The sequence below is a fragment of the Tabrizicola sp. TH137 genome, assembly GCF_002855575.1.
Classification (GTDB): domain Bacteria; phylum Pseudomonadota; class Alphaproteobacteria; order Rhodobacterales; family Rhodobacteraceae; genus Paragemmobacter.
The window spans coordinates 381,626-400,945 of the sequence record NZ_PKRQ01000003.1; the positions used below are offsets into that span (position 1 = coordinate 381,626).

Here is a 19,320-nt window from a genome sequence, read left to right on the forward strand (position 1 = left end):
ACGGAAACGGAAAGGGCCGGTCGCAAGACCGGCCCTTTTCCATTCCGCCACCCTCGCCGCTCAGGGGCTGATCTGCCGCATCATGCGCACCGCCGGAAAGACGATCCCCGGCGCCAGCGGCACATCCACCTCATGCAGCACGCGAAAGCCCAGCGCATCATAGAAAGGGATCGCCGTCCGCGTGGACAGGCAATCCAGCCAGCGGATGCCATGCCGCAGCGCATCCACGATCACCTCGCTGATGACGGCGCTGCCCACCCCCTGCCGCAGCCGCGCGGGGTCCACCGCGACCTGCCGCACATGGGCGGTCTGCGCGGCCTCCGCTCCCAGCCCGGGCAGCGCCGCGCTCCACCCGCCGGCCCCGATCACCTGCCCCTCTTCCGTCTCCGCCAGGAAGTAGCGCCCCGAAGCCAGAAGCTCCGGCTTGGCGCGCGAGATGAGGGGAAGCGCAAGCACCTGAACCGACGGCGCGTAATCCTGCTTCAAGAGCCGCGGATAGCTCCGCCCAAGCAGCCGGTCCACGGCGGCAAGGTCCGAAGGCTTGGCACGGCGAAGGGTAAGGATGTGATCCATCGCGTGCAGCTAGCGCAACCTGCGCGCGAGGAAAGGCCCATGGCGAAAAAGAAAAGGCCGCCCCGAAGGGCGGCCCGATCCCGAATGTCAGGCAAGACCTTACTTGATCTTGCCTTCCTTGTATTCCACATGCTCGCGCTTGACGGGGTCGTACTTCTTCACGACCATCTTCTCGGTCATGGTGCGGGCGTTCTTCTTGGTCACGTAGAAATGCCCGGTCCCCGCCGTCGAGTTCAGACGGATCTTGATCGTCGTCGGCTTCGCCATAGTCGTCTCTCCTAGAACGGGGAAACGCACAGGCCCCCGCGAAATCTCTTGAAGCCCGCCTTTTACTTGGGGAGGCGGCAGAGTCAACAGCCAAACCGCCCGCCTTCCATCAAATTGCGCGCCATGCGGCGCAAGTCTTTCAGGTCGCCTGCGCGGCCTGCGCCGCTTGGCTCCGCCGGGGGTCCCCCCCGGACCCCCGGAGTATTTTCCACCAAGATGAAGACAGCGTGAGACCGGCCCCCTGCTTCATCTTGGCCCGAAATACTCCGGGGGTGAGCCGCGCCGCGCGCGGCGAGGGGCCAAGGCCCCCTGTTCGACGCCGGTCAAGGGAAATGCGCGGATGGCCTATAAGCCGGATTCTGTCCCCCCCGGACCGTGATCCGGGGCTGGATGACCATTCCTCTGCCGCACGTGTCACCACGGCGGTCAAGCTGCCAACCCGGGCCCCTGGGCTGAAGCGTCCCTGCGGAGGTCTCTGCCGAGGCAGACCTTTCCGCGCGAGGCCCCTATTCGGCATTGCTCCGGGTGGGGCTTGCCGTGCCGTCCCGGTTGCCCGGTCCGCGGTGGGCTCTTACCCCACCGTTTCACCATCACCCCGGATCAAATCCGGGGCAGACTCTTCTCTGTGGCGCTTTCCCTGGGGTTACCCCCGCCGGGCGTTACCCGGCACCCTTGCTTCATGGAGTCCGGACTTTCCTCGGAACATACGCCCCGCGGTCATCCGGCCATCCGCGCGCCGCCGGGCTTACGCCGCCCCCGTGGCTGCGTCAACCGGGAAGCGCCGCGCAAGATCCGCCGCCATCCCCGCATCCACCGCATCGAGTGGCCCTTCCACCCCGGGCCGGAACCGCAGCCGGAACGCCCGCAGCAGCAGCCCCTCCTCCACATCCGGATATCCGAAGCGGCGCGCATGGCCGAGGAACTCGGCCGGCCGACCGCCGCTTCGCGCCTCGGGCCAGACCGACAGACCGCTCCGCGCCAGCCTGCGCCAGTCGAACCGCGGCCCCGGATCGGATTTGCGCGCAGGGGCCATGTCGGAATGCCCGATCACCCGCTCGGGCCTCACCCCCCAGCGCCCCATGATCCCGGCCAAGAGCCGCTCCAGCGCCGCCATCTGCGGTTCAGGAAAGGGCTGCGCGCCGCCATTGGCCAGTTCGATCCCGATGGAGCGTGAATTGACATCCGTCACCGCCCCCCAGGCCCCCGCCCCGGCATGCCAGGCCCGCAGCGCCTCATCCACAAGCTGCTCGGTGCCGCCATCCTCGGCAATCAGCCAATGCGCCGAAACCTCATGCGCCGGGTCGCAGAGCCGTGCCCGCGCCTCTGCCACGCCCGCCATGGCGGTATAGTGGATGACCACAAGGTCGGGCCGCGCCCCGCCGCGCCTTTCGCCGCAATTCGGCGAAGGGAAGCTCACTGCAAACGGAAGGGCCGCGGGTCCCAGGCACAGGCGAAGCCGTCGCCATCCGGGTCCAGCCCGCGGCGATCCCGCTCCGGCCCACCGGCCTCCAGAAAGGCCTGCTGCGCCAGATCGGGCGAGGCATAGCGCGCACAGGCGGCCTGCGGATCGGTGAAGCGCAGCGATGACCGGGAATGCACCTGCGTGCCGGGGTTATGCGTGGTGGACAGCGCATAGGCCACGATATTCGGCCCTGTCTCCGTGCGTTCCGGCACGGCCGTCGGCTGGATCACCGTGTATTGCGCCCGGTTCCGCGCCAGCCGTTCGGCATCGCTCTCGATCGTCTCGCGCTGCGACACGGCTGCGAAATCCTGCTCATCGGAAATGCCGGTATTGTTATGCACCATCTCGCCCGCTTGCGGCGCGATGGTCGCGGGCGCATTGCCGCGCGGCCGGTTCGGATCGTTCGGATCAAAGGCCGCCACCGCCGTCCCCGCGCCCTGGGTCATCGGATCGCCGATCACCACCGGCTGCGGCGCCGTGGCCGAAAGCGGGGCTGCACCGGTCGCCCGGTCGATGGCCGCCGCCGCCAGATCGGGCGAAAAGCCGCCCGCCGGGGCCGTGGCCGGGGCCATGGCCGTGCCGAAAGGCGCGACCGGCGTCACCGGCGTCGCCGCCCGCGGGGCCGAGGCCGCCTGTTCCCGCAGATAGCTGTTGTAGTCATTGAACCCGACCCCGGCGCCCGAATCCGGAACGCTGGAGGTGCAGGCGGCCATGGCCGCGGTCAGGGCAAGCATCACAACAGATCGCATCATCGCGCCTCGACTTTCCTCGATCCGGCGAATTACCACCATTTGGCTGGCTTTGCCACAAAGCCCGCCGCCCGTTCCAGCACATAAGCGTGATTCAGCAACCCGCCCTCGTCCCAGGGACGTCCGATCAGTTGCAAACCCAGCGGCAGCCCCTGCTTGTCCAGCCCGACCGGCACAGAAATCCCCGGCAGCCCCGCCAGGTTCACCGTCACGGTAAAGACGTCGTTCAGATACATCTCGATCGGGTCCGCCGATGACATCTCGCCAAGGCCGAAGGCCGCGCTCGGCGTGGCGGGCGTCAGGATCGCATCCACCCCGTTTGCAAAGGCCTCGTCGAAATCCCGCTTGATCAGCGCCCGCACCTTCCGCGCCCGGTTGTAATAGGCGTCATAGAACCCCGCCGACAGGACATAGGTCCCGATCATCACCCGGCGCTGCACTTCCTTGCCAAAGCCTTCGGCGCGGGTCTTCTCATACATCTCGGTTATGCCATCGCCCGCCGCCAGCTTCGCCCGATGCCCATAACGCACCCCGTCATAGCGGGCGAGGTTCGATGACGCCTCCGCCGGCGCGATCACGTAATAGGCCGGCAGCGCGTATTTCGTATGGGGCAGCGAGATATCCACGATCTCCGCCCCGGCATCCTTCAGCATCGCCGCGCCATCGGCCCAGAGCTTTTCGATCTCCGACGGCATCCCCTCCATGCGGTATTCGCGCGGCAGGCCGATCTTCTTGCCCCGGATATCCCCGGTCAGCGCCGCCTCGAAATCCGGCACCGCCAGATCGGCCGAAGTGCTGTCCTTCGGATCATGCCCCGCCATGGCCTGAAGGAAGATCGCCGCATCCCGCACGCTCTTCGTCATCGGCCCCGCCTGGTCCAGGGACGAGGCAAAGGCCACGATCCCCCAGCGGCTGACGCGCCCATAGGTCGGCTTGATCCCCACGATCCCGGTAAAGGCGGCAGGCTGGCGGATCGACCCGCCCGTATCCGTCCCCGTCGCGGCCAGGCACAGGTCGCCCGCTACGGCGGCGGCAGACCCGCCCGAGGAACCGCCCGGCGTCAGCTTGCGCCCGTCCACCTTCCACGGGTTCACCGCATGGCCATAGCAGGAGGTTTCGTTGCTGGACCCCATGGCAAACTCGTCCATGTTCAGCTTGCCCAGCATCACCGCGCCCGCTTCGAACAGCTTCGCCGTGACAGTCGATTCATATTCCGGCCTGAACCCGGCAAGGATGTTCGATGCCGCCTGCGACGGCACACCCTTGGTGCAGAACAGATCCTTGATCCCCAGCGGAATCCCGCACATCGACGGCGCATCCCCCGCCTTGATCCGCGCATCCGCCGCCCGCGCCTGATCCAGCGCGATCTCGGGCGTCTTGTGGACAAAGGCCCCCAGCGCATCGCCCGCATCCATCGCCGTCAGGCAGGCCATCGTCAGGTCGGTGGCCGAAATCTCGCCCTTGCGCAGCGCATCCCGCGCCGCCGCGATCGTCCAAGTGTTCGCGCTCATTCCACCACCTTCGGCACGGCAAAGAACCCCTCGCGCGCATCCGGCGCATTCTTCAAAACCTGCGCCTGGATATTCCCATCCGTCACCTCATCCTTGCGCCGCTTCAGGCGCATCGGCGTGACCGATGTCATCGGCTCCACCCCCGTCACATCCACCTCATTCAACTGCTCCATGAAGGTCAGGATGCCCGAAAGCTCCCCGGCCAGCGCCGGCAGATCGGCCTCTTCCACCCGGATCCGGGCCAGCTTCGCCACGCGGCGCGCGGTGTCGATGTCGATGGACATGGGTCTTTCCCCTGTTCTGATCCCCGCCCGTTTAGCCCCCCGCCCCCAATCCCGCAAGGGCATCAGGCGGCTTCAGGCCGGACAATCCCCGCTCATGCACAGGGTCTGCGCCCGCAGCGGCATTCCCATTCCGTCCGCGCCCGCTAGCTTGGCCCGGACAAGCGACCATCCGACCAGATCCCCGACCAGATCAAGGAGACAGACATGCAGATCACCTGGCTCGGCCATTCCGGCTTCCGCATCGAGATCGAGGGGGCCACCCTCCTGATCGACCCCTGGCTCACCGGCAATCCCCTGTTCCCCGCCGACCGCCGGGCCGAGGCGCTCGCAGGCGCGACCCATGTCCTCCTCACCCATGGCCATGGCGACCATGCCGCCGATGCCGCCGCCATCTGCAAGGAACTGGGCATCCCGCTGGTGGGCATCTATGACCTCGTCAGCTATCTCGAAGGCCGCGACGGCATCGCCAGCATCGGCTTCAACAAGGGCGGCACCGTCGATCTGGCCGGGGCCAGGGTCACCATGGTCAATGCCTGCCACTCCTCCACCCTCTCGGGCGCGGCGGGCCCCGTCGCCGCAGGTTCCGAAGCTGGTTACATGATCGCGGGCGAAGGCCACACGATCTATGTCTCGGGCGACACCGACATCATGGCCGACATGCAATGGATGGGCGAACTTCACGCCCCCTCCATCGGCATCCTCTGCGCGGGTGGCCATTTCACCATGGACATGAAACGCGCGGCCTGGGCGGCGCGGCGCTATTTCAACTTCAAGACGGTGATCCCCTGCCACTACCGCACCTTCGGCGCGCTGGAACAAGATGCAACCGACATGGTGGTGGAACTGCCCGGCGTGCAGGTGATCGAACCCCAGGTCCTCGACCCGATCCGTTTCTGACGGCCTGCAAGGGCGGGGGGAGGGGGGGGCCGCCGCCCCCCTTCACCGCTTCGCGGCAAAGAACCCTTTCAGCAGCCGCTCCGCCTCTGCCGCCCCGATCCCGTCATAGACCTCCGGCACATGATGGCATTGCGGATGCGAAAACACCCGCGCCCCCACCGCCACGCCCCCGCTCTTGGGGTCCGCCGCGCCATAATACAGCCGCCCGATCCGCGCCGCCGAGATCGCCGCCGCACACATCGGACAAGGCTCCAGCGTCACGTAAAGATCATGGCCCGGCAACCGCTCCGCCCCCAGCGCCGCGCAAGCCGCCCGGATCGCCAGCACCTCGGCATGGGCCGTGGGGTCGCACAACTCCCGCGTCCGGTTCCCCGCCCGCGCGACCACCGCACCGGCAGGCGACACCACCACCGCGCCCACGGGAACCTCGCCCCGCGCGCCCGCCGCCCGCGCCTCGTCCAGCGCCAACTCCATGAAAGACCGGAACTCCATACCCCTTCCTGCCCCGCCAAACACAAAGGCGCAACCTTGCCCCTTCATCTTGGAAAAAATACTCTCCGGGGCCAGACGCCGGATTCGCCACCGGTTCAAGAACCGGCGGCCGACGGGGTGGAAAACCCCGGCGGGTTCCGCTAGGCGCAACCTTGCCCCTTCATCTTGGAAAAAATACTCTCCGGGGGTCCGGGGGTGGAAAACCCCCGGGGGTTCCGCTAGGCACCACGCTTGGCCCTTGAAGGACAACCCCATGACCCGCCCGCCGAAATCCCCCAGCGCCAGGCCCGCCCCCGAAGGCGACCGCATCGCCAAGGTGCTCTCCCGCGCCGGCATCGCCTCCCGGCGCGAGGCGGAACGCATGATCGCGGCGGGCGAGGTGGCGGTGAACGGCAAGGTCATCGACAGCCCCGCCCTCAATGTCACGGCGAAGGATCGCATCACGGTCAACGGCCAGCCCCTGGCCCCGCCCGAACCCCCGCGCCTCTGGCTCTATTACAAACCCGAAGGGCTGGTGACCTCCGCCGCCGATGAAAAAGGCCGCGACACCGTTTTCGACCACCTGCCCGAAGACATGCCCCGCGTCATGTCCATCGGGCGGCTGGACCTCAATTCCGAAGGCCTCCTCCTTCTGACCAATGACGGCGAGTTGAAACGCCGCCTCGAACTCCCCTCCACCGGCTGGCTGCGCAAATACCGCGTCCGGGTGAAGGGCAACCCCACCGACCCCGATCTTGAACCGCTGCGCCAAGGGATCACCGTCGAAGGCGAACGGTTTCAGCCGATGCAGGTCGCGCTCGACCGCCTTCAAGGCGCCAATGCCTGGCTCACCGTCGGCCTGCGCGAAGGCAAGAACCGCGAAATCCGCCGCGCCATGTCCGCCATCGGCCTGACCGTGAACCGGCTGATCCGCGTCAGCTACGGCCCCTTCCGCCTGAACGAGTTGCAGCCCGGCGAGGTGGAGGAAGTCCGCCCCCGTGTCCTGCGCGACCAGCTCGGTTTCGCCCCCGACCTCTTCACCGCGACCGATGCAGCGCCCCGCAAACCCGCCCCGGCGCGCCCCGCCAAACCCGCAGCGCGCAGCGACAGCGCCCCCCGCCCCGCCCGTGGCCCGAAACCCGACACGCCCACGACACGCGGCCCGATACCCGGCCCCCGGCCCGACAGCAGCGCCCCGCGCCCCGCCCGCGGCCCGAAAGCCGAAGCCAAAACCGCCCGCCCCACCCGGGGCGGCAAACCCTCCGCCCCGCGCGGCACACTGGCCGATGCCCCCGCCCCCCGCCCCGCGAAACCCGGCCCCGCGAAAACCGGCCCCGCCAAGCCCGGCCCGCGCAGCCCCGCCAAGCCCAAACCGCAATCCACCCGCAACCGCCCCGACGCCGCCCCCGGCCCCCAAGGCAAGCCCCGCCCCGCCGCCCCCTCGGGCGGCAAGCCCCGCCGCCCCCCGCGCGGCTGATCGGCACAGCCTGCCCCCTTCCCCCCTGCCCCCGCCCTCGCCTATACTCCGCCCGCAGAAGTCGGCAGGGGGCGGAACAGGCAGATGACAGGCACCGGACTGCAAACCCTCGCCTATTTCGTGCTGCTCGCCCTCATCCTCTACACCGCCGGCAGCGGGGTGCAGTGACATGGCCCAACGTTTTGGCGGCAAGTACAGCCCCGATCCCGAACGCCGCGGCGATGCCGACGAACGCCGCGCCGCCCGTGGCCAGACCGGGCCGGGCGGCCCGCAAGGCCCCGAAGGCCCCCATCGCTTCGACGGCAAACGCCCGATCCGCAAGGGCGCGCGGGTTAACTTCTTCTTCTTCATCTCGCTCACCATGCTCATCCCCGCCTTCTCCGGCGGGCCAGAGGCGCTCTTCCCCGGTCTCGGGGCGACGGGCCTCCTGCTCCTGTCCGCATGGCTCACCCGCGAAGGCACCCGCGCCCATCAGGAATATGACGACCGCCGCATCGCCCGCCGCCCCGCCATCCCGCGCAAGATCTTCGGCGCCGTCCTGACCGGGGTCGCCCTCGCCCTTGCCGCCTCGATCAGCCAGCCGGGCCTCCTCCCCTTCGCCTTCGGCGCCCTGGCTGGCCTTCTCCACCTTTTCGCCTTCGGCCCCGACCCGCTCAAGGACAAGGGCGCCGAGGGCATCGACAGTTTCCAGACCGACCGCGTCGCCCGCGCGGTGGACGAGGCGGAAAAGCTGGTCGCCGGCATGAAGGACGCGATCCTGCGCGCCAATGACCGCGCCCTCGAATCCCGCGTGGACCGCTTCGCCGATACCGCCCGCGCCATGTTCCGCACCATCGAGGCCGATCCCCGCGACCTCTCCTCCGCCCGGAAATACCTCAGCGTCTATCTGGCAGGGGCCCGCGACGCGACGGTCAAATTCGCCGATTTCTACGCGCAAAGCCGCGACGCCAAGGCGCGGGCAGATTATGAATCGCTGCTCGCCGATCTGGAAACCAACTTCGCCTCCCGCACCCGCGCCCTGATCGAAGACGGGCGCACCGATCTCGATGTCGAAATCGGCGTGTTGCGCGAACGGCTGCAACGCGAAGGCTGACCCCTTCCCAACCCGCCCCGCGATGCGCTAAGGCGCGGGCATGGCCAAGCTCTATTTCCACTACTCCACGATGAATGCAGGCAAATCGACCCTGCTCCTGCAAGCCTCGCACAACTACCGCGAGGGGGGCATGGCGACCTATCTCATCACCGCGCAATTCGACAACCGCGCGGGCGAGGGCCGCATCGCCTCCCGCATCGGGATCGGGGAAGAGGCCGACACCTTCGCCCCGGACGAAGACATGTTCGAAAAGATCAGGAACCGCCTGTCCCAAGGCCCCGTCGCCTGCATCTTTGTCGATGAAGCGCAATTCTTGTCAAAGGATCAGGTCTGGCAACTCGCCCGCGCCGTGGATGACCTGAAGGTCCCCGTCATGTGCTACGGCCTGCGGGTGGATTTCCAGGGCAATCTCTTCCCCGGCTCCGCCGCCCTGCTCGCCTGGGCCGATGAGATGCGCGAGGTCCGCACCATCTGCCATTGCGGGAAAAAGGCCACCATGGTCATCCGCCGCGGCCCCGATGGCCGCGCCCTGACCGCGGGCGAACAGGTGGTGATCGGCGGCAACGAAACCTATGTCAGCCTCTGCCGCAAACATTGGCGCGAAGCCGTGGGCGATCTCTAAGACCAAATTTCTTCGAAGAAATCTGCAAAAATCTTCGAAGATTTTTGTCCCACCCTACCGACAAAACCATCGCCCCAGCCGCCCGTAGGGTGCGTGCTCGCACGCACCAAACCCGACCCCTCCACCACCTCCACCCAACACAACCATCGCCCCAGCCGCCCGTAATGTGCGTGCTCGCACGCACCAAACCCTACCCCTCCACCACCTCCACCCAACACAACCACCGCCCCAGCCACCCGTAGGGTGCGTGCTCGCACGCACCGAACCCTACCCCTCCACCGCCCTCGCCCGCAGCGCGATCATCGACCCCGCCGCCACGATCAGCACCATCCCCAGCACGGCCAAAGGCGCCAGCCCCGTCCCCCACAACACCCAGGTCCAAAAGGCCGAGGCGGGCAGGATCACATATTCCAGCACGCTCGCCTTCGACGCATCGGTGATCTGATAGGCCCGGATCATCATCCCCACCCCGACCAGCGACCCCGCCGCCTGCACGAAAGTCCAGAAGTAGAAGGTCCCGCCCGGCCAGACCGGCCCGCGCTGCAAGAACCCTTCCGCCCCCGCAGGCACCGCAATCGGGGCCAGCCAGAGCACCGCCATCCCCACCGCCCCGATCACCCCCAGCGCGGCAAAGAACCCCGCCAGCAGCGTCTCGGCGCTTTCCTGCGCGCACCATTCCCGCGTCGCGATATTGCCCATCGCATACATCGCCCCCGCCAGCACCGGCAGCACCGCAGGCAGCGATGCCCCGGCCAGCGCCTCCGGCCCCAGCACCAGCACCACGCCGACAAATCCCAGCACCACCGCAACAATCCGCACCGGCCCGATCGCATGGCCATAGACGAAACGCGAAATCAGCAGCACCCAGATCGGCGCGGTGAACAGCCCCGCCGCCACCAGCGCCACATCCAGAAAGGCCAGCGCCCCGAAATAGATCACCATCGCCGCGCCATGGATCGACGACCGCGCCACCACCGCGCCCCATCGCACCGGCCGTAGCTTCAGCTTCAAGGGCACCATCGCCAGCGCCAGCAGCACCGCCGCCATCAGGCTCCGCGTCAGATGGAACTGCCACAGCCCCGCCTCTTCGGCGATCACCCGCACGTAATTGTCGGTGAAGCCGATCACCATCGCATAGACAAGGATCAACCCCGCCGCCGCCAATGTCCTGTCGGAACTGCCCATGGAAATGCCTTTTCCGCCCTCTCGCCTCCCGTGTGAACCCTGCTACCTTCCGCATTGCGCGCCCGAAAACGACATGCACAGAAGAATTGACGGGGGAGGGACAAGAATGGGCTGGCTGGCCGATGAAACCGGATTGGAAAAATGCGCGGCGAATTACGTGCCGCTCACGCCGCTCTCCTTCCTGAAACGGGCGGCGGATATCCACGCCAACCGCACGGCGGTCGTCTGGAAATCCACCCGGCTGACCTATGCCGCCTATGCCGAACAGGTCTCCCGCCTTGCATCAAGCCTTGCCCGCCGGGGCATCGCGCCGGGCGATGTGGTGGCCACGCTCCTGCCCAATATCCCGCCGCAGGCCGTGGCCCATTTCGGCGTCCCCGCCGCGGGCGCGATCCTGAACACGATCAACACCCGCCTCGATGCCGATACCGTCGCCTATATCTTCGGCCATGCCGGGGCGAAGATCGTCCTCTGCGACACGGCCTTCCTGCCTCTGGCCGAAGAGTCGATCCGCCGCATGGAAGGCCCCGCCCCCCAGATCATCGAGGTGGCGGATGAAGGCTTCACCCCCTCCGGCCATTACCTGACCTATGACGCGCTTCTCGCCGAAGGCGATCCCGCCGCGCCCTGGGTGATGCCCGAAGACGAATGGGAATCCATCGCCATCAACTACACCTCCGGCACCACCGGCCGCCCCAAGGGCGTGGTCTATCACCATCGCGGGGCCTATCTCTCGGCCACGGCCAATATCCTCTCCTGGCGCATGGTGCTGCACCCGGTCTATCTGACCATCGTGCCGCTTTTCCACTGCAACGGCTGGACCCATACCTGGATGACCCCCATCCTCGCCGGCACCCTCGTCTGCTGCCGCGACATCACCGCCAAGGCGATCTATGACGCCATCGCCGATGAAGGCGTCACCCATTTCGGCGGCGCGCCCATCGTCCTGAACACCATCATCAACGCCCCCGAAACCGACCGCCGCCCCTTCGACCATATCGTCGAGGTTTTCACCGCCGGCGCCCCGCCCCCTGCCGCCACGCTGGCCGCCTTCGAACCGCTCGGCTTCAACGTGACGCAGGTCTATGGCCTGACGGAAACCTACGGCCCCGCCACCGAATGCACCTGGCGCGCGGAATGGGACGGCTGCGCCAAGGATGACCGCGCCGCCTACAAGGCCCGCACCGGCGTCGCCATGCCCATGCTCGAAGGGGCCGAGGTGCATGACACCCACGGCACCCCCGTCCCCCGCGATGGCCAGCATCTGGGCGAGATTGCCATGCGCGGCAACATGGTGATGAAAGGCTATTACAAGAACCCCAAAGCCACGGCCGAGGCCTTCAAGGGCGGCTGGTTCCGCTCCGGCGACATCGCCTTCCAGCACCCCGACGGCTATATCAAGATCACCGACCGCGCGAAGGACATCATCATCTCGGGCGGCGAGAATGTCTCGTCGGTGGAGGTGGAAGGCGTCCTCATGCACCACCCCGCCGTCCTCCTCTGCGCCGTGGTGGCCAAGCCCGACGAAAAATGGGGCGAGGTGCCCTGCGCCTTCGTCGAACTGAAACCGGGGCAGACCGCCACCGAAAAGGACCTCATCGCCTTCTGCCGCGAAAGGCTGGCGGGCTTCAAGACGCCCAAACATGTGGTCTTCTCCGACCTGCCCAAGACCTCCACCGGCAAGATCCAGAAATTCGAACTCCGCGCCGTGGCAAAACTCATGGGCCAACCCGCCTGATCCGCCCTGCCGACCCCCGCTCAGGCCAGGCAGGGCTTGACAAAGTTGTGCCGCCCCTGTCCCTGCGCTATCGTCCCGCCCGACCGCAATGGAACGGCCGGACCAACCGCCGCAGGACCGCAGGCAAGGCATGACCGCGCTGAAGAAATACCAGAGGCTGGAAAGCCCCGGCCTCTGGCGTGACGGACCCCAGTCCCAGCGCCGCGAGGTCGTCGTCGCCTTCCGCGAGGCGACGCTGGTCCTCTCCGACCCGCGCACGGAACTGGCCCTCTCGCATTGGTCGCTGCCCGCCATCGAACGGATCAATCCCGGCACCCTGCCCGCCCTCTACGCCCCCGGCCCGGATGCCGAGGAACTGCTGGAACTCGACGATCCCGACATGATCGCCGCGCTGGAAACCATCCGCAGCGCCGTGCGCCGCCGCACCCCGCGCCCCGGCCGGTTGCGCGGCACGCTGCTGATCGGCACCACGCTCGCCATCCTCGGGATCGGCGCCTATTTCGTCCCCGACGCGCTCATCCGCCACACCGCCGCCGTCCTGCCCCCCGCCACCCGCGCCCAGATCGGCGAGGCGGCGCTGGCCGATATCGCCCGCCTCACCGGCGCGCCCTGCGGCACACCGCTGGGCGACCGCGCGCTCACCCTCCTGTCCGAACGCCTCTTCGGCGGCGCCGGCATCCGCTTCGCCGTCCTGCGCGAAGGCCTGCCACAGGCGGCGGTGCTGCCCGGCAACCTCGTCCTCCTCGGCCTGCCCATGCTGACCGGGGCCACCCTGCCCGAAGCGCCCGCAGGCTTCGCCCTGGCCGAAACCCTGCGCGCCGAAAGCGAAGACCCGATGCAGCCCATCCTGCGCCATGCAGGCCTTGCCGCCACGGTCCGCCTGCTCACCACCGGCACCCTGCCCGCCACGGCCCTCGAAGGCTATGGCGAAGTCTTCCTGAACACCCCGCGCCCGCCGCCGCCCGAAGAGGCGCTTCTCGCCCGTTTCGAAGGGGCGGCGGTCTCTTCCGCCGCCTATGGCTTCGCGCTCGATCCCACGGGGGAAAGCACCCTCACCCTGATCGAGGCCGATCCCTATCGCGGCGGCAGTCCCCGCGCGCTCCTGAACGCCGAGGACTGGAACAGCCTCAAGGCCATCTGCGGCGGCTGAGGGTCACTTCACGAAAGCATCGCCGAACCCGGCACCCCGCGCCGCGCGCAAGGCCGCCTTCGCCGCCCCGCTGTCGCCGAACGGCCCGGCCAGAATCACCTGCACCGGCTTGCCGCCGATCCGGCCTTCCGACCGCGCCACCGGCAGGCCCAGCGCCGCCAGACGCCCCGCCGCCCCTTCGGCATTGGCCGGCACGCCGAAACTGCCCACCTGCACGAAGAACCGCCCCGCCACCACGGGCTTGGCCGCCGCCGCCACAGGCTCCGCTACAGGCTCCACCGCCCGCTCCACCGCCTGCTCTGCCGCCACCGCCACCCGCCGCGGCGCATTCTTCGCCCCGACACTGACCGAAACCTCGCGGGCCGACCCTGCCGCCGCCGCCTCTTCCACCGGCTCCGCCGGAATGTCGCGCGTCCAGATCAGATCCTGCGCCGCCTGCCCTTCCGCCGTGCCGACCCCGCGCAGCGGGTTCAGCCGGTCATCCCTCCAGGCCAGCTTGTATCCTTTCGGCACTGGCACCGCCGGGGCGGCCACCTGCGCCCCCGCCACGCCCGTCCCGATGGCCGCAGGCTGGCCCAGCGGCACCAGCCGCGACGCGCCCGACAGCGACGCCCCAACCCCCGAACCCTCCGGATAGATCGGCGCGCGCAACCCTTCCAGCGTGCCATCGCCACGCGAACAGACCACCACCGTCCCGCCATTCGTCAGCCGCAGCCGCACCGGCACCGGGGCCGATGTGGTGCAGCCGATCTGCCGCCCCGTTCCCGCCCTCGCCACGGGCGGCGCGGCAGGCGCAACAGGGGCCGCCGCCACCGGTTTCGGCACGGCCACCGGTTTCGCCACCGCCACAGGCTTCGGCGCCACCGTCACAGGCCGCAGCCCCGCCACCGGCGCAGGGGTATAGCTTTCGGGCGGCGGCTCCCCCGCCATCACCCTCGGCGCGGGCGCCACCACAGGCGCCGCCGCCACCGTCTCGCCCCCGCCGAAGGTCGGCGGATAGCCGCACATCGCGCGCCGGTCGCGGTCCACCCGCGGCACCCAGTTGACCCGCCCGCCGATCCCGGCACGCAGGAAGACGCAGCCGCGGCTGTCCACATATTGCTGGCCGGAAAAACTCGCCGGAGGCAGCTCACGCGGCCCCCCGATATCGGATGCGGATTGTGCAAAGGCGCAACCCGCGCCCAGAGCAGAGGCCAGGAACGCCCCCCTCAGAACCTTCACGAACATGACTACCCCCCAGTAGCGTGACGGCCAGAATGCGCGAGGATTGTTGCCTCGTAAAGGGGGGCAATAGCCTATTTTGTGCCGAACATGCGGTCACCCGCATCGCCTAGTCCCGGAACGATATAACCGTTCTCATTCAAGTGACTATCGACCGAAGCTGTCACAATCGGCACATCGGGATGCGCCTCCTTCATCCGGGCAATTCCTTCCGGCGCGGCCAGCAGGCAGAGGAACCGGATTTCCTTCGCCCCCTTGGCCTTGATCAGGTCCACCGCCGCCGCGCTGGAATTGCCCGTCGCCAGCATCGGATCGACCACGATGGTCACCCGATCCTCCAACTGCTCCGGCAGCTTGCAGTAATACTGCACCGGTTGCAGCGTCTCATGGTCGCGATACAGCCCCACGAACCCCACCCGCGCCGCCGGGATCAGTTCCAGAATCCCGTCCAAAAGCCCGTTCCCCGCCCGCAGGATCGACACCAGCGCCAGCTTCTTGCCCTCGATCGCCGGCGCATCCATCTCGCACAGCGGCGTCTCGATCCGCTTCGTCGTCATCGGCAATTCGCGCGTCACCTCATAGGCCAGCAGCAGGCTGATCTCGCGCAGCAACTGCCGGAAGGAGGCGGTCGAAGTGTCCTTCTCCCGCATCAGCGTCAGCTTGTGCTGGACGAGCGGATGGGTCACGACGGTCAGGTGCTCAAGCATTCCGGCTCTCCAGCTTCTTGGCGATACGGTCCCGCGTATCGCCATCACAGAAGGCGGCGTCAAGCGAGGTCCGCGCGATCCCCTCGAAAACCCCCTCGTCCCAATCGAAGGCGGCATTCAGCATGTCATATTCCCGCGCCATCGTGGTGTGAAAGAAGGGCGGATCATCGGTCGAAACCGTGACCTTCACCCCGCGCCGCCACAATTCGCCAATCGGATGCTTGCGCCAGCCCGGATAGAGGCCCAGCGCGATGTTCGACCCCGGACAAACCTCCAGCACCACGCCCCGCTCGGCCAGTTCATCCACCAGCGCAAGGTCCTCGATGGCGCGCACGCCATGCCCGATCCGCTCCACCCCCAGATCGCGCACGGCATCGCGCACCGACTCCGGCCCGCCCCATTCCCCCGCATGGGCCGTCAGCCGCAGCCCCGCCTCCCGCGCGCAGTCGAAGGACCACAGGTAATCCTTTGGCTTGCCGATCTTCTCGTCCCCGGCAATGCCGAATCCCACGATCCAGTCCCCCGCCGTCTCGGCGGCGCAGAGCGCCGTCTCCCGCGCCTTGTCGGGGCCGAAATGCCGGATGCAGGTGACGATGCCGCGCAGGGTGATGCCCATCTCCCGCTCGGCCTTGTCCGCCGCCTCGCGCATCGCATGCAGATATTCCCGCCAGGCCCCCACATCCCGCCCGCCACAGAAATCGGGGCTCAGGAAAGTCTCGGAATAGACGACGCCCGACTTGGCGCTTTCCTCCAGCACCGCCAGCGTCAGACGCGCGTAATCGTCCGGAGAGGTCAGCACCGATGTCGCCGCCTCATAGACCTTCAGGAAATCCCAGAAATCCTTGTACTTGTAATTCCCCCGCTCGTCGAAGATGCCGCCGATATCGGCCTTCTTCTCCTTGGCCAGCCCCCGGATGAAGGCCGGCGGGGCCGCCCCTTCCAGATGCAGATGCAACTCCACCTTCGGCATGTCGGTGATCACAGGAAACTCCTCCCCGGCCCTTCCGCCGCCACCCCCAGATGCGCCGCGACCGAAGCCGCCACATCCACAAATCCGCACAGCCCGAAGGACCCCGCCCCCGCCCCGTGACAGACCACCGGCACCCGCTCCCGCGTATGTTCCGTACCGCGAAAGGTCGGATCATTGCCGTGATCGGCGGTCAGGATCGCCAGATCGCCCGGCCCCAGCCGCGCCAGAAACGGCCCCAGCCGCGCATCGAACCATTCAAGCTGCCGCGCATATCCCGCCACGTCGCGGCGATGGCCGAAATTCGTGTCAAACTCCACGAAGTTCGCAAAGGTCAAGGACCCCGCCTCCGCCTCGCCCGCCAGCCGGTCCAGATGATCGAAAAGGGCAGCATCATCCTTGCCCTTGTGCAGATGCGAAATCCCCCGATGGCTGAAGATATCGCCGATCTTGCCAATGGCATGGGTCACCCGCCCCGCCCCCTGCACCCAGTCCAGCAGCGTGGGCGCAGGCGGGGCAATCGCGAAATCCCGCCGGTTCCCCGTCCGCCGGAAATCCCCCGGCACGCCGACAAAGGGCCGCGCAATCGCCCGCCCCACCTTCATCCCATGCAGCCTCGGCGCAAGGTCGCGGCACAGGGTCACCAGCCGCTCCAGCCCGAACACCTCCTCATGCGCCGCGATCTGGAACACGCTATCCGCACTGGTATAGCAGATGGGCCAGCCCGTCCGCAGATGCTCCGCCCCCAGCCGGTCGATGATCTCGGTCCCCGAGGCATGGCAATTGCCCAAGACCCCGCCAACCCCCGCCAGACGGCAAACCTCCGCCACCAGATCATCGGGGAAGGCAGGCACCCGATCCGGGAAATAGGTCCAGTCCCACGGCACGGGCACCCCCGCCAGTTCCCAATGCCCCGAGGGCGTGTCCTTGCCCCGCGACACTTCCGTCGCCGCGCCCCAGCGCCCCACTGGCACCGCCGAAAGCCCCGGCATCGCGGCCCCCGAGGCCAGCCGCACCGCCGCCCCCAATCCCAGCGCATCAAGGTTCGGCACCCGCAGCGGCCCGCTCCGCCCCTCCTCCGCCCGGCCCGCCGCACATTCCGCCGCGATATGGCCCAGGGTATTGGCCCCCGCATCGCCAAAGGCCGCCGCATCCGGCGCGCCACCGCAACCGACCGAATCCATCACGATCAGGAAGGCCCGCGCCATCACCCCACCCGCTTCAGCACGAGGGGCGGCTCCTCCGGCGCCGAGGTGGCGATGCGATAGGCCGCCTGCACCGCCTTCACCGCCGCCTCCGCCGCCGCCTCATCCGCCGCATGGACAAGGGCCAGCGGCACATCCCGCGCCACCCCCTCGCCCAGGCCCGCCATATCCGAAAGCCCCACCGACGGATTCACCCGGTCACCCTCGCGCAGCCGGCCGCCGCCCAGATGCACCACCGCCTCGCCCAGCGCCCGCCCGTCGATGGCCGCCACGAACCCATCGCTGGCCGACAGCACCTCCACCACCACCGGCGCCGATGGCAGCCGGTCGGGCCAGCGCTCCACGAAATCCGCAGGCCCGCCCTGCGCCGCCACCATCCGACCGAACCATTCCGCCGCCTGCCCGTTCTCCAGCACCGCGATGATCCGCGCTTCGCCATCCTCGGCATCCGCCGCCAGCCCGCCCAGCGCCAGCGCCTCGCCCCCCAGCGCCGCCGTCAGGTCCCAGAGTGCCGCATTGACCGACGTCCCGGTCAGCGTCTCCATCACCTCGATCACCTCCAGCGCATTGCCCGCCGCCGTCGCCAGCGGCTGGCTCATGTCGGTGATCAGCGCCCGCGTCATGCAGCCCGCCCCCTGCGCCGTGGACACCAGCGCCTGCGCCAGCGCCTCCGCCTTCTCCAGCGTGTCCATGAAGGCGCCCGATCCGCATTTCACGTCCAGCACCAGCGCCTCCAGCCCCGCCGACAGCTTCTTCGACAGGATCGAGGCGGTGATCAGGTCCACGCTCTCCACCGTCGAGGTCACGTCGCGGATCGCATAAAGCCGCCGGTCCGCCGGCGCGATCTCGGCACTCGCCGCCACGATGGCACAGCGCACCTCGCCGATCTGCCGCCGCAACTGCTCCTCGCTCAGCCCGGTCCGGAAACCGGGGATCGCTTCCAGCTTGTCCAGCGTCCCCCCGGTATGGCCCAGTCCCCGGCCCGAAATCATCGGCACATAGGCCCCGCAGGCCGCCAGCGCCGGGGCCAGCAGCAGCGACACGCAATCCCCGATCCCGCCCGTGGAATGCTTGTCCACCACCGGCCCGTTCAGATCCCAGTCCAGCACCCGGCCCGAATCCCGCATCGCCTTGGTCAGCGCCACGCGCCCCTGCTCGCCCAGCCCTTTCAGCAGCACCGCCATGGCAAAGGCCCCGGCCTGCGCATCGCTCACCGCGCCATCGGCCAATCCTCTGGCGAACCAGCCCAGTTCCGCCGCCGAGGGCTGCCCCCCATCCCGCAGCTTCGCGATGATCGCCCGCGCGTCCACGCTCAGGTCCGGTCCATATGCGCGGCGGTAAAGACCCCCGGCAAAAGCTCCGCCACCGTCATCACCTTCTGCTTGCCATCCGTGGTGCAAAGCGTGACCCGCACCTCCTGCCCCGCGAATTCCGCGATCTTCTGGCGGCACCCGCCGCAGGGCGGCACCGGCTCGGGGCTGTCGGCGATCACCAGCACCTCGGCAATCCGCGTCTCGCCCCCCGCCACCATGGCCGCAATCGCCCCGGCCTCGGCGCAGGTGCCTTCGGGATAGGCCACGTTTTCCACATTGCAGCCGACATAGACCGTGCCCGCGCTGGTCCGCAGCGCCGCCCCCACCTTGAAGCGGGAATAGGGCGCATAGGCCTTTTCACGAACCTCGGTCGCGGCGGCAAGAAGGGACATGGGCAGGCTCCTGCGGGAATTCTGGCCCATCAGTCT

The 19,320-nt window shown here is 68.3% G+C and carries 20 protein-coding genes and 1 other RNA gene; 6 read left to right on the top strand and 15 right to left on the bottom strand.

Annotated features, from left to right (window positions below; genetic code table 11):
• Positions 1 to 60 precede the first annotated feature (60 nt).
• The 7 genes from C0V75_RS11750 to gatC form a co-directional block, all read right to left on the bottom strand.
• Positions 61 to 573 (bottom strand): GNAT family N-acetyltransferase, encoded by a 513-nt coding sequence (locus C0V75_RS11750; RefSeq protein WP_101921114.1) that lies wholly within the window; start codon positions 571 to 573, stop codon positions 61 to 63.
• A 99-nt stretch (positions 574 to 672) separates the two neighbouring features.
• Positions 673 to 840 carry a 50S ribosomal protein L33 gene (rpmG, locus tag C0V75_RS11755; protein ID WP_023666545.1) on the bottom strand — a complete coding sequence of 56 codons (168 nt, stop codon included), beginning with the start codon at positions 838 to 840 and terminating at the stop codon, positions 673 to 675.
• A gap of 332 nt (positions 841 to 1,172) precedes the next feature.
• Positions 1,173 to 1,573: RNase P RNA component class A (gene rnpB / locus C0V75_RS11760), an RNA gene on the bottom strand.
• 12 nt (positions 1,574 to 1,585) lie between these two features.
• The gene (locus C0V75_RS11765; RefSeq protein ID WP_254216448.1) at positions 1,586 to 2,257 is read right to left on the bottom strand and encodes an N-acetylmuramoyl-L-alanine amidase; all 672 of its coding nucleotides are present in this window, start codon (positions 2,255 to 2,257) and stop codon (positions 1,586 to 1,588) included.
• Positions 2,254 to 3,036, bottom strand: a complete 783-nt coding sequence (locus C0V75_RS11770) for a hypothetical protein (protein WP_254216449.1) — start codon at positions 3,034 to 3,036, stop codon at positions 2,254 to 2,256. The genes C0V75_RS11765 and C0V75_RS11770 overlap by 4 nt, the downstream gene beginning before the upstream one ends.
• Before the next feature lie 47 nt (positions 3,037 to 3,083).
• On the bottom strand, positions 3,084 to 4,562 hold the full coding sequence (gatA, locus tag C0V75_RS11775; RefSeq protein WP_101921115.1) for an Asp-tRNA(Asn)/Glu-tRNA(Gln) amidotransferase subunit GatA: 1,479 nt from the start codon (positions 4,560 to 4,562) through the stop codon (positions 3,084 to 3,086).
• The gene (gene gatC, locus C0V75_RS11780; RefSeq protein ID WP_101921116.1) at positions 4,559 to 4,846 is read right to left on the bottom strand and encodes an Asp-tRNA(Asn)/Glu-tRNA(Gln) amidotransferase subunit GatC; all 288 of its coding nucleotides are present in this window, start codon (positions 4,844 to 4,846) and stop codon (positions 4,559 to 4,561) included. Before gatC ends, gatA begins: the two co-directional genes overlap by 4 nt.
• 204 nt (positions 4,847 to 5,050) lie before the next feature.
• Here gatC and C0V75_RS11785 point away from each other — a divergent pair, with 204 nt between their 5' ends.
• Positions 5,051 to 5,743, top strand: a complete 693-nt coding sequence (locus tag C0V75_RS11785) for a metal-dependent hydrolase (RefSeq protein WP_101921117.1) — start codon at positions 5,051 to 5,053, stop codon at positions 5,741 to 5,743.
• Positions 5,744 to 5,785: 42 nt separating this feature from the next.
• Here C0V75_RS11785 and C0V75_RS11790 read toward each other — a convergent pair whose 3' ends face one another.
• Positions 5,786 to 6,235, bottom strand: a complete 450-nt coding sequence (locus C0V75_RS11790) for a nucleoside deaminase (RefSeq protein WP_101921118.1) — start codon at positions 6,233 to 6,235, stop codon at positions 5,786 to 5,788.
• 253 nt (positions 6,236 to 6,488) lie between these two features.
• On the opposite strand from C0V75_RS11790, the gene C0V75_RS11795 reads away from it, so the two are divergent.
• The 3 genes from C0V75_RS11795 (at position 6,489) to C0V75_RS11805 (ending at position 9,406) form a co-directional block, all read left to right on the top strand.
• Positions 6,489 to 7,691 (top strand): pseudouridine synthase, encoded by a 1,203-nt coding sequence (locus C0V75_RS11795; RefSeq protein WP_101921119.1) that lies wholly within the window; start codon positions 6,489 to 6,491, stop codon positions 7,689 to 7,691.
• Between the two features lie 169 nt (positions 7,692 to 7,860).
• Entirely contained in the window at positions 7,861 to 8,784 is a 924-nt protein-coding gene (locus C0V75_RS11800) for a 5-bromo-4-chloroindolyl phosphate hydrolysis family protein (RefSeq protein WP_101921120.1), read from the top strand.
• Between the two features lie 40 nt (positions 8,785 to 8,824).
• Positions 8,825 to 9,406, top strand: coding sequence for a thymidine kinase (locus C0V75_RS11805; protein ID WP_101921121.1), 582 nt, complete (start codon positions 8,825 to 8,827; stop codon positions 9,404 to 9,406).
• Positions 9,407 to 9,673: 267 nt separating this feature from the next.
• Here C0V75_RS11805 and C0V75_RS11810 read toward each other — a convergent pair whose 3' ends face one another.
• Positions 9,674 to 10,591, bottom strand: coding sequence for a DMT family transporter (locus C0V75_RS11810; protein WP_101921122.1), 918 nt, complete (start codon positions 10,589 to 10,591; stop codon positions 9,674 to 9,676).
• Positions 10,592 to 10,697: 106 nt separating this feature from the next.
• Here C0V75_RS11810 and C0V75_RS11815 point away from each other — a divergent pair, with 106 nt between their 5' ends.
• Together C0V75_RS11815 and C0V75_RS11820 are read left to right on the top strand one after the other, a co-directional pair.
• Complete coding sequence (locus C0V75_RS11815; protein WP_101921123.1) at positions 10,698 to 12,329, top strand: AMP-binding protein; 1,632 nt, start codon at positions 10,698 to 10,700, stop codon at positions 12,327 to 12,329.
• A gap of 130 nt (positions 12,330 to 12,459) precedes the next feature.
• Positions 12,460 to 13,479: a hypothetical protein gene (locus tag C0V75_RS11820; protein ID WP_101921124.1), complete on the top strand. Its 1,020-nt coding sequence runs from the start codon at positions 12,460 to 12,462 to the stop codon at positions 13,477 to 13,479.
• Positions 13,480 to 13,482: 3 nt separating this feature from the next.
• Here C0V75_RS11820 and C0V75_RS11825 read toward each other — a convergent pair whose 3' ends face one another.
• The 6 genes from C0V75_RS11825 to C0V75_RS11850 all read right to left on the bottom strand — a co-directional run bounded on the left by C0V75_RS11825 (position 13,483) and on the right by C0V75_RS11850 (position 19,284).
• Positions 13,483 to 14,706, bottom strand: coding sequence for an SPOR domain-containing protein (locus C0V75_RS11825; protein ID WP_101921125.1), 1,224 nt, complete (start codon positions 14,704 to 14,706; stop codon positions 13,483 to 13,485).
• A 68-nt stretch (positions 14,707 to 14,774) separates the two neighbouring features.
• The gene (gene upp / locus C0V75_RS11830; RefSeq protein WP_101921126.1) at positions 14,775 to 15,407 is read right to left on the bottom strand and encodes a uracil phosphoribosyltransferase; all 633 of its coding nucleotides are present in this window, start codon (positions 15,405 to 15,407) and stop codon (positions 14,775 to 14,777) included.
• Positions 15,400 to 16,377, bottom strand: coding sequence for an adenosine deaminase (locus C0V75_RS11835; protein ID WP_101921310.1), 978 nt, complete (start codon positions 16,375 to 16,377; stop codon positions 15,400 to 15,402). The genes upp and C0V75_RS11835 overlap by 8 nt, the downstream gene beginning before the upstream one ends.
• Before the next feature lie 8 nt (positions 16,378 to 16,385).
• The gene (locus C0V75_RS11840; RefSeq protein WP_101921127.1) at positions 16,386 to 17,582 is read right to left on the bottom strand and encodes a phosphopentomutase; all 1,197 of its coding nucleotides are present in this window, start codon (positions 17,580 to 17,582) and stop codon (positions 16,386 to 16,388) included.
• Positions 17,582 to 18,889, bottom strand: a complete 1,308-nt coding sequence (locus C0V75_RS11845) for a thymidine phosphorylase (RefSeq protein ID WP_101921128.1) — start codon at positions 18,887 to 18,889, stop codon at positions 17,582 to 17,584. The genes C0V75_RS11840 and C0V75_RS11845 overlap by 1 nt, the downstream gene beginning before the upstream one ends.
• 2 nt (positions 18,890 to 18,891) lie before the next feature.
• Positions 18,892 to 19,284, bottom strand: a complete 393-nt coding sequence (locus C0V75_RS11850; protein ID WP_101921129.1) for a cytidine deaminase — start codon at positions 19,282 to 19,284, stop codon at positions 18,892 to 18,894.
• Positions 19,285 to 19,320: the final 36 nt, after the last annotated feature.